Here is a 9,700-nt window from a genome sequence, read left to right as displayed (position 1 = left end):
ACTGCGGTCCGCGCGAGTAAGTCGTAATCTGCAAAGAAACAAAAATTGGCCCATCGCCATATTTAGGCGATGGGCCAGCTTTCTTGTAACATCACGTAACCCTCGTGCGGGCCGTAATGATGAACGCCCTCTTTCCCGCCCGAAGGGCCGAAGCAGGGAAAGAGGGAGATCGAGCTTTAGCTCGATGGGGAGATGGGGCTAATCCACAAACTCATAACGAGTATTGCGGCGGCGCGCTGTATAACCGGCGTCCTGGATCAAGCGCTCGATCTCCTCGATCGGAACCGTGAACACGCAGCCGGCGGTGGAGACGACGTTCTCTTCCATCATCGTGCTGCCGAAGTCGTTCACGCCGTAGCGCAGCGAAAGCTGGCCGATGCGCGGCCCCTGGGTAACCCAGGAGGCTTGCAGGTTCTCGAAGTTGTCTAAGTAAATACGAGCGATGGCGATCGTGCGCATGTAGTCGAACGCCGAGGCGCGCGTGCCGCCGAGTTCGGTGCCGTCGGGCTGGTAGTTCCACGCGATAAACGCTTTGAAGCCGCCGGTCTCGTCCTGGAGGTCGCGCAGCTTGCGAAAATGCTCCACGCGGTCCTCTTCGGTATCGATGCTGCCGTACATCATGGTCGCCGACGATTTCAAGCCGACTTTGTGCGCGACGCGCATGCAGTCCAGCCACTCAGCGGCGGTATCTTTGTAGGGCGATATGAAGTCACGCACGCGATCCGTGAGAACTTCCGCGCCGCCGCCGGGGACGGAGTGCAGACCGGCCGCCTTCAAGCGTAGGAGCGTTTCCTCCATCGTCAGCTTGGAGATGTTCTTGATGTAGATGATCTCAGCGGGCGAAAGCGCGTGCAGAATGACCGTGGGGAACTTCTCCATGATCGCCCGGAAAAGATCCTCGTACCATTCGATCTTGAGCTTGGGGTTCAGACCGCCCTGCATCAAAATCTCAATGCCGCCCACATCCACCATCTCCTGAATCTTCTGGAAGATCTGCTCGCGGGACAGCACATACCCACCCTCGTGGCCGGGAATGCGATAGAAGTTACAGAAGCTGCACCGCACCCAGCAGACGTTGGTGTAGTTGATATTGCGTCCAACGATGTAGGTGACAAGCTGCTCCGGGTGCTTCTTGTTGCGCACGAAGTCGGCGAGCTCGGCCAGGTCCGTGAGGTTCTTGTGACGGAACAAACGCAGTGCGTCGTCATCCGTGATTCGCTCGCCGGCGTAGACTTTGTCCGCGATATCAACGATCGACGGGTATTCGGGCAGCGTCAGGTCGGCCCGGCGCAGGTCTCGTTCAATGACTGCCATCGGTGTTTGTCCTTCCTAGTTCACAACCGCAAGTGGGATGGGCGCGTGGGACTTCTGGGCCTGGCGAACGGGATCGCTGAGCTCGTCCGTCGCCTCGACTTCGTTGTAGAAGCTGTCGCGCTCCACGGGGGTGCGGCCGGCTTCACGGATCAATTCCACGAGCTGCGGGCGCGTGAGCACCTGGCTCTTGTTCCCCTGCTCGCCGTCTTTGTAGGTAATCTCATATTCGTGGATCGTGCCGTCGAGGTCGTCGGCGCCGTACCACTGGGCCAGCTGCGAGACCTGGGGGGTGTTCATGATCCAGAACGTCTTGATATGCTGGAAGTTGTCCAGCATTAGGCGGGAGATCGCGATGTTGCGCAGGTCGCCGTCACCGGTCGGGTGCGGCAAGTCCGCGAGCTGTGTACCTTCTGGGTGGAACGAAAGCGGCGTGAACGTCACGAAGTGCTTGGTCTCGTCCTGAAGCGCGCGCATTTTGACCAAATGCTCGACGCGCTCGGGAATGGTCTCGATGTGGCCATAGAGCATGGTGGCGTACTGGAGCAGCCCCGCCTTCGCGGCGGCCTTGGAAATCTCCATCCACTCATTGCCGTCGATCTTGCGGTCGAATAGCTCCATATGCACACGATCGGACAAAATCTCGATGCCGCCGCCAGGAAGGCTGTCCAGGCCCGCTTCGCGCAGGTCGGCGAAGACTTCGGCCAGCGGCTTGTTCGCCTGTCGCTGAATTTCGACGATCTCGACGCAGGTAAAGGCTTTGATGTGGACGCCGGGGCGCGTTTCTTTGACGGCGCGCAGCAGGTCCAGATAGTATTGGTATGGCAGCTTGGGGTTGATGCCCGCCACCATATGCACTTCCTTGATCGGCACGTCCAGGTGCATGCGCAGACGGTTCTTAACGTCGTCGATGCTCATGGTGTACGGATCGGGACCGCCCTTCTGCGCGTAAAAGGCGCAGAACTTGCAGCCCTTGTTGCAGACGTTAGTGTAGTTGATGTGCTGGTTGCGGACGTAGTACGTGAGGTTGCCGTTCATGCGCTCGCGGACGATGTTCGCCAGAGCGCCCACGGCGTTCAGATTGGGGTTCTCATACAGCGCGAGGGCGTCCTCGGCGCTCAGGCGCGTCCCCGACATCACCTTGTCGTAGATGCCGGTCAGGCCGGCGGTTTCAAACAGCCTCATGCTCATGATGACTTGCTCCATTCCAATATGAACGCGGCGGATATTGCGCGACGGCATACTTTGCACAATATTTCACAAAGTATTATACCCTATCAACGCGTTTCAGTCCAATTCGTTCCCGGCGCTCTTCTTGCTTACGGCCGGAATGTCGATTTTGACATTGAGCGCGGAGTTGACCACGTGAATGGTCGCGGACGAGACACCCGTCACGAATGATTGCAGTTCGCGGCCGATCGCTTCGTAGCGCCACCCCGAAAGAAGCGTCGTGCTCGGATTGCCGCGCACGAGCAGCGACGCCGACGCGCGTGTCAGGGCCAGCTCCGGCGCAATGCCCCGCGCCAGGCACAGAGCGGCGCCCATCGCGGCGGTCAGGTCCGTCATGACGCGCTGCTGCGGTGTTTCGTCGTCCTGTCCGGCCAGTGGCTCCGGCAGGTTTTCCTCTTTAATAGCGCGGGCGGCGTCCAGAGCGGCCAGAATATCGGGGCCAATCGTTGCTTCCTCCCCTGCTGGGAAGCCGCGCACCTTAATAAAGTCTGTAATTCGTTTTGGCGGGCGCAGCGCAAGCTCCGTCACCACTTCATCTTTTAAGACGAGACGGGCGGACATATCGCGCGCCGCAGCTTCGCGCTCTCGCCAGGCGGCGACGGAGCGCAGGTAAGCCGTCGGACGAGCCGTCATTCCCGAGCGCGGCCCGCGGATGCGCTGGTAGGCGATATCCGGGTCGGGCTCATAGGCGATCGCCGTAGAGAAGCGCGCCATTTCTTCGTCCAGCCATCCGCGCCGGCCGATCTTGGTCAGCATGGCTCCGAGCTTGTCGGCGATGGGGAGCAGATAACGAACGTCATCACGCGCATACTTGAGCTGTTCTGGGGACAATGGACGCCGGTCCCACTCGCTGCGTGTTTCCGTTTTGCCGAGCCGCACGCCGACGAGGGCTTCGACCAGACGCGCGTAGCTCAGCGGGTACTGCGGCAGGCCGATCAAGCCGGCCGCCACCTGCGTATCAAAGATGCTCTGGGGAAGATCGCGGCTGCCGTAAAAGGCCAGGCGCAGGTCCTCGCGCGCCGCGTGCAGCACCACCTCAATATCTGGATCGCTGACCAGTTCCCAGAACGGCGCCAGCGAGGGAATCACGATGGAATCGATCAGGGCGATGAACTCATCCGTCGCCACCTGAATCAAGCACAGACGCGGCACATAAGTCCGCTCCGCCAAAAACTCCGTGTCCAGGGCGAACCGCCCTGCCGCCCTGAGGTCCGCCACCAACGCCAGGAGGTCTTCCTGGGTCTTCACCATCGGCCGCTCGATATGCTCCGTGCTATTCGCCATGTACTACCTCTCCCTGATAAGCCGCCATGCCTCCGTCCATCGTCGCCACATTCTCGTATCCCAAGGACGCCAGATATTGCGCCGCCATCTCACTGCGCACGCCGTGCTCGCAAATCAGCACGATCTCTTCGTCCGAACTCAGTTCGCCCGCTGCGCGCGAGGCGAACTCATCGATCGGGATCAGCTGGACATTCTCAAGGTGATATTGGAAATATTCCGCGGGGGTGCGGACATCGACAAGGGTCGGATGATCGCCATTCTCCAGCCGCTCTTGGAGCTCAGCGGCGGAAAGATGGCTGTACGCAGGTTTAAATACCATAATTACACACATTTTACCCTAAAGTCGGCCCGCGTTCAGCCGATAATAATAACGGAACTCGTTCCGCTTTTATTAGGAATCCAGACGCCATGACCGAAACTGCCATCCATATCGCCGGCTTTCGCAAGGAATACCCAGCGGCCCGGCGTAAAGAAATGCGCCTCGCGGTAAATAATCTCGATCTCGACGTGCCCGCCGGCGGCCTATTCGGCTTCCTCGGCCCCAACGGCGCCGGCAAGACCACGACCATCAAGATGCTCCTCGGCTTCATTCCGGCCACACTGGGAGAAGCCTCACTGTTCGGCGTTCCCGTGGAAGATCCCGCCGCGCGCCGCGCCGTCGGGTATCTGCCGGAACAGCCCTATTTCCACAAGTTTTTGACGGCCCAGGAAGTGGTCGCCGCACACGTCGGCTTTGCCGGGGCGCATGGCCGCGCCGCCAAGGAACAGACCGAAGCCCTCCTGCGCCGCGTCGGCGCGTATGACTACCGGACGCTCAGATTATCGAAATGTTCGAAGGGCATGGTCCAGCGTGTCGGCCTCGCGACGGCGCTCGCCGGCGATCCCAAACTTTTGATCATGGATGAGCCGTCGTCGGGCCTCGACCCTATCGGCCGCAAGGAACTGCGCGCGCTGCTTCAGGAATTAAAGGACGAAGGCAAGACGCTCTTTATCTCCTCGCACCTATTGTCGGAAATGGAATCGCTCTGCGACCGTGTCGCCGTGCTCCATCAAGGCGAGCTGGTCGCCTGCGGAACGCCCGGCGAAATCACGCGTGGGGACGATGAGATCGCCGTTCTGCTGGACGGACTGGACGAAACTGAAAGCCTGGCGCGCGAGATCGCGACGCTGGGCGGATCGCTGGCGCGTCAGCCGGAGACGCGCGGCAGCCGATTGGTGGCGCCCGCCGCCGCGCTTTACCGCGTGATGGGCCTACTGGAACAGCGCAAGGCGCGCGTCATCTCCGTGAGCCAGCGTCACGAGACCCTGGAAGACGCCTTTTTACGGCTGGTCGGATCGACCGGGCATTAGGAACGATTTTATGCAGGCCTTACGCAACATTGGAATTATCGGGCGGATCACGATGCTGGAGGGCGCGCGCAAGCAGGTCTTTCACGTCTTATTGATGGTGGCGGTCGTGATGATCTTCGGATCGACCGTGCTCGCCCATTTCGACGACAAGGTCCAGGCGAAGATGCTGGCGGACCTGTCGCTGGCGTCCATGTTCTTCGTCAGCGCCGCCATCGCGATCACCATCACCGTGACCGGCGTTCCCGGCGAGATGGAGCAAAAGACAGTCTATCCCGTGCTGGCGAAGGCGGTCACCCGAAGCCAATTCGTCCTCGGCAAATTCGCCGGCGCGATGGGCACGGTCGCCATCGGCATGGCGGTCATGGCCCTTGCCTTCGTCTTCGTCGAGTGGTGGTTCCTCGCCGGCCACATCGACTTCGCCGTGCTCTACGTCGTTCCATTTCTCTTCTTAGAAACGGCCATCCTCGCCGCGATCTCCCTCGCGCTTTCGACCGTCTGCTCCTGGCCCCTGGCCTGGTTTCTCTCGGTCATCGTCTGCCTCGTCGGCAATGTGAAGTTCCAGCTCTACGCCTCACTGATGGCGAAGCACCCAACTCCATTCAACAAGATAGCAATCAGCGGGTTCTATCATGTACTGCCCAGTTTGGAAAGCTTCAACTTCAAGGATGCGTTAGTACATCATCTGACCGTTCCCAATGTCTATCTCTGGCAGACCGCCCTTTACGGGCTCTGCTACACCGCCGCCATGCTCACCCTGGCGTCCATCTCATTCCGCCGGAGGGAATTATAATGCGCCGCCCCAAGTTCGACCCAGCCGCATGGATCGTGGTCCCCGCCGTCGTACTCACGCTTTCCAGCGTCAGCCTCCTGACCTTCCGAACGCCAACCCATGCGGACACGATGTCCCGCCCGTCTGCGGCAATAGCTCCCGCCTCACCTTCCGCCAACACGCCTGTCTCGAATATGCACGATGCAGACGATGGCGACGGCGATGAGCTTCTGGAGCACTGGGGCGATCCCAAGTACGCCAAGGAAGAGCGTATCCAATTGGCCGGAATGGGCTTACTATTTGTCGGCGCGGCGGCCATGCAGTGGAAGCGCTCGGCGCGTAATCGGAGGAACGGCAATGGCGCAAAAGCGTAAAAAAGCACAACGTCCGGCCAAGGCGCTCGCGGCCGCGATTCTTCTGATGCTCGCCGCCGGCTCTTTCGACTCCCTCTCCATGCCAACAGCAATGCGTGAAGGCTATCTGAAGTCGACGGGCAAAGACAGCAACGGCGCGGTGGCGATGGCCGCCGGCCAGTTTCGCTCCGTCGCCGCGAACCTTCTTTGGATGAAGGTCGTCGACCACTACCACCATCAGCAGATGGCCGACGGCGGCGACTGGTCCAAGAACGAAAGCCTGCTCCCGATGCTCAAAACGATCATCGAGCTGGACCCGCACTTCCTGGAAGCCTACTATATCATGGGCGGCACGATCCTGCCGCGCACGGGCCACCTCACGGAAGGCGAAGCCGTTCTCAAAAAAGGCATCGCGCAAAATCCCAAGGACTACGAACTCTACCGCCAGATGGCGATGCTCCTCGCCGCCAGCGCCCACCGCCCCGCCGACGCCCTGCCCTACGCGCAAAAGGGCCTGGAAACGGCGCCGGACGATTTTTCGCGCAACATCATGCGCAAGCTCTGCCATACCCTCGAAGGCCAGATCGCCGACGTGCGGCAAGCGCGGGCGTAAATCAAGATTCGGTTTTGAATTCCACCACGCTCCCACACACAGTATCTGTGGGAAAGCATAAGACGTCGACGAAATCTTCTTACCCCTTGCATTTTTCTGCATCTTCTTGTATACTAATCTTAGATATATCTAAGATTAGTCTTAAACAAATCATAGATGTGTCATATTCCAAGACGGAGCATGGCTCCGTAAGAAAGAAAAAGAAACTATGTTCGGACATCAACACAACTGGGGCGGAGATCGCGGCCATGGCGGTCATGGACAGCACGGCCACGGTCATGGACACGGCGGCCACGGATTTGGCGGTCATGGCTGGGGATTCGGTCGTCAGGATCGTCCAGGCGACATGCCATCGCGGGATCGGGTAGACTTTGACGAGAGCAATGGCGAAGGAGACAGCGGCATGTTTGGGAATGGCTGGGAAGGACGAGGCGGCGGCGGACCTCGGGGACGTGGACCACAGGGATTTGGCTTTGGCCGCGGGCCGGGGCGCCCCGAACGAGCGCTGGAACAAGGCGACCTTCGCTGGATTGTCCTCGATCTCATCGCTGCGCAGCCGCGCCATGGCTACGAAATCATCAAAGCGATCGAAGAAGCGATGAACGGGCACTACACACCCAGCCCCGGCGTCATCTACCCTACCCTGACGTATCTGGAAGAAACGGGAATGATCGCCAGCGAAGCGCAGGCGACTAAAAAACTCTACAGCATTACCGACGAAGGCCGCACGGCGCTCAACGATAACGCGGCGGCGGTCCAGTCCGCGCACGCCCGCATCGAAGGCGCACGCGCACGCTTCGGCGGTCCGCCTGCTCCGGAGATGCACCGCGCCATGGAAAACCTACGCGCCGCTATCCAGGTGCGTCTGGCAAAAGGCGAACTCTCCCCCGAATCCCTCGCCGCCGTCACCGCCGCGCTCGACCGCGCCGCCAGCGAGATCGAACGCAGCTGAGACAGCAGATGGGAAAAAAGTACGAAGTGGAATGCTGCTCCGATAGATTTATGGAGCAGCATTCCGATCGACTTTGGAAAGGAACTCTAACGATGCCTCCAGTCACAATCGTCGGCGCGGGGCTTGGCGGTCTCACTCTCGCACGCATCCTCCACCTCCACGGCATCCCCGCAACGATCTACGAGGCGGATGCCTCGGCGGAGACCCGCACGCAGGGCGGCCAGCTCGATATCCATGAGCACGACGGGCAGGTCGCGCTTGAAGCCGCCGGCCTCACCGACGAGTTCCGCGCGATCATTCACGAGGGCGGCCAGGCGACGCGCGCACTCGACCAGCACGGCGCGATCCTGCTCGACAAACCTGACGATGGCTCGCATGGGCGTCCTGAAGTGCTTCGCGGAGACCTGCGCCGAATTCTGCTCCAATCGCTGCCCGACGGGACAATTCAGTGGGGACGCAAAATCGCCAGCGCCCAATCCCTCGGCGACGGCCTGCACGAACTGACTTTTGCAGACGGATCGACCGCAACCACCCGCCTCCTCGTCGGCGCCGACGGCGCGTGGTCGAAGATCCGGCCGCTGCTCTCCGACGCCAAGCCTGAGTACGTCGGCTCATCATTCATCGAGACTTATCTGTACGACGCCGACGAACGCCACCCCGCGTCCGCCGAAGCCGTCGGCGACGGCGCCATGTTCGCGCTCGTCCCGGGAAAGGGCATCGCCGCGCACCGTGAGGCGGGTGGCGTACTGCACACATATGTTCAGATGATCCGCTCCGCCGAGTGGTTCGCCAGCATCGATTTCAGCGACGCCGCCGCTGCGAAAGCTCGAATCGCGGCCGAATTCGACGGATGGGCGCCGGCGCTCACCGCACTAATCACCGACAGCGACACCCCACCGGTCCTGCGCACGATCAACGCGCTCCCAACTGACCACCGATGGGACCGCGTCCCCGGAGTAACCCTACTCGGTGACGCCGCACACCTGGCGCCGCCCGCCGGCGAAGGCGCAAACTTGGCAATGTTCGACGGCGCCGAGCTCGCAAAAGCAATCATCGCCCACCCCAACGACATCGAAGCCGCCCTCACCGCTTACGAAGCCGCACTGTTCCCACGCAGCCAATCATCCGCCGCAGACGCGCATAAGATCCTAGATCTCTGCCTCGGCGACAACGCCCCCTATAGCCTCATCGACTTCTTCACCGGCGTCTTTGATAGGAAACACGAATAGCCCCTGCAATCCTGATCGATTAACCTCCCGGAGCAGCCCGACACGTTTGTGTAGAGCTGCTCTCGTTATTTTTGGATGATCTGTCGATTTGGGCTTCGGTGAAACGACAAATGATTGGCGGTGACAAAAACGAAAACTCGGATACGATGAAGGAGACGGCGATGATTATCAATTGTTATCTGGCGTTTGACGGCCAATGTAAAGAAGCGTTCGAGTTTTATCAGAAAGTTTTGGGCGGCGAGATCGTGATGCTGGTGACCATGGGCGACACGCCGATGGGCGCCGACGCCACAGAAGAGCAGAAGAAAAAGATCATGCACGCGCGTTTGAATATTGGCGACAATGTTCTGATGGGCGGCGATTCACCCATGCCCAGCTTCAGCAAGCCACAGGGCTTCTCGGTTTCCATTGGTCTGAGCGATTACGACGAAGGCAAGCGCATCTTCGACGCGCTGTCGGAAAACGCCGCGATCATGATGCCGTTCGAAAAGACCTTCTGGGCCAAAGGTTTCGGAATGCTCATCGACCAATACGGCACGCCGTGGATGGTGAACTGCGAATAAGAGACACAAAAAAAGGCCGGCGCGACGAAGAGCGATCTTCGTCGCG

The 9,700-nt window shown here is 60.2% G+C and carries 11 protein-coding genes; 7 read left to right on the top strand and 4 right to left on the bottom strand.

Annotation, left to right across the window (positions count from 1 at the left end):
- Positions 1-198: 198 nt before the first annotated feature.
- The 4 genes from mqnC to ABIZ35_RS02105 form a co-directional block, all read right to left on the bottom strand.
- Positions 199-1,314 (bottom strand): cyclic dehypoxanthinyl futalosine synthase, encoded by a 1,116-nt coding sequence (gene mqnC, locus ABIZ35_RS02120; protein ID WP_348218222.1) that lies wholly within the window; start codon positions 1,312-1,314, stop codon positions 199-201.
- Between the two features lie 15 nt (positions 1,315-1,329).
- On the bottom strand, positions 1,330-2,502 hold the full coding sequence (locus tag ABIZ35_RS02115) for a CofH family radical SAM protein (RefSeq protein ID WP_348218221.1): 1,173 nt from the start codon (positions 2,500-2,502) through the stop codon (positions 1,330-1,332).
- A gap of 96 nt (positions 2,503-2,598) precedes the next feature.
- Positions 2,599-3,825 carry an HRDC domain-containing protein gene (locus ABIZ35_RS02110; protein ID WP_348218220.1) on the bottom strand — a complete coding sequence of 409 codons (1,227 nt, stop codon included), beginning with the start codon at positions 3,823-3,825 and terminating at the stop codon, positions 2,599-2,601.
- Positions 3,815-4,144 carry a rhodanese-like domain-containing protein gene (locus ABIZ35_RS02105; RefSeq protein WP_348218219.1) on the bottom strand — a complete coding sequence of 110 codons (330 nt, stop codon included), beginning with the start codon at positions 4,142-4,144 and terminating at the stop codon, positions 3,815-3,817. Before ABIZ35_RS02105 ends, ABIZ35_RS02110 begins: the two co-directional genes overlap by 11 nt.
- Before the next feature lie 89 nt (positions 4,145-4,233).
- On the opposite strand from ABIZ35_RS02105, the gene ABIZ35_RS02100 reads away from it, so the two are divergent.
- The 7 genes from ABIZ35_RS02100 (at position 4,234) to ABIZ35_RS02070 (ending at position 9,654) form a co-directional block, all read left to right on the top strand.
- Entirely contained in the window at positions 4,234-5,175 is a 942-nt protein-coding gene (locus ABIZ35_RS02100; protein ID WP_348218218.1) for an ABC transporter ATP-binding protein, read from the top strand.
- A 10-nt stretch (positions 5,176-5,185) separates the two neighbouring features.
- Positions 5,186-5,965 carry an ABC transporter permease subunit gene (locus tag ABIZ35_RS02095; protein ID WP_348218217.1) on the top strand — a complete coding sequence of 260 codons (780 nt, stop codon included), beginning with the start codon at positions 5,186-5,188 and terminating at the stop codon, positions 5,963-5,965.
- On the top strand, positions 5,965-6,318 hold the full coding sequence (locus ABIZ35_RS02090) for a hypothetical protein (protein ID WP_348218216.1): 354 nt from the start codon (positions 5,965-5,967) through the stop codon (positions 6,316-6,318). The genes ABIZ35_RS02095 and ABIZ35_RS02090 overlap by 1 nt, the downstream gene beginning before the upstream one ends.
- On the top strand, positions 6,302-6,910 hold the full coding sequence (locus ABIZ35_RS02085; protein WP_348218215.1) for a hypothetical protein: 609 nt from the start codon (positions 6,302-6,304) through the stop codon (positions 6,908-6,910). The genes ABIZ35_RS02090 and ABIZ35_RS02085 overlap by 17 nt, the downstream gene beginning before the upstream one ends.
- A 208-nt stretch (positions 6,911-7,118) precedes the next feature.
- Complete coding sequence (locus ABIZ35_RS02080; RefSeq protein ID WP_348218214.1) at positions 7,119-7,862, top strand: PadR family transcriptional regulator; 744 nt, start codon at positions 7,119-7,121, stop codon at positions 7,860-7,862.
- Positions 7,863-7,954: 92 nt separating this feature from the next.
- Positions 7,955-9,091 carry an NAD(P)/FAD-dependent oxidoreductase gene (locus ABIZ35_RS02075; RefSeq protein WP_348218213.1) on the top strand — a complete coding sequence of 379 codons (1,137 nt, stop codon included), beginning with the start codon at positions 7,955-7,957 and terminating at the stop codon, positions 9,089-9,091.
- A 161-nt stretch (positions 9,092-9,252) separates the two neighbouring features.
- Positions 9,253-9,654: a VOC family protein gene (locus tag ABIZ35_RS02070; protein WP_348218212.1), complete on the top strand. Its 402-nt coding sequence runs from the start codon at positions 9,253-9,255 to the stop codon at positions 9,652-9,654.
- Positions 9,655-9,700: the final 46 nt, after the last annotated feature.

The sequence above is a fragment of the Capsulimonas sp. genome (assembly GCF_039929585.1).
In the GTDB taxonomy this organism is placed as follows: Bacteria; Armatimonadota; Armatimonadia; order Armatimonadales; family Capsulimonadaceae; genus Capsulimonas.
The sequence above is the reverse complement of the archived record's forward strand: the minus strand, read 5'-3'. Positions and strand labels throughout refer to the sequence as shown.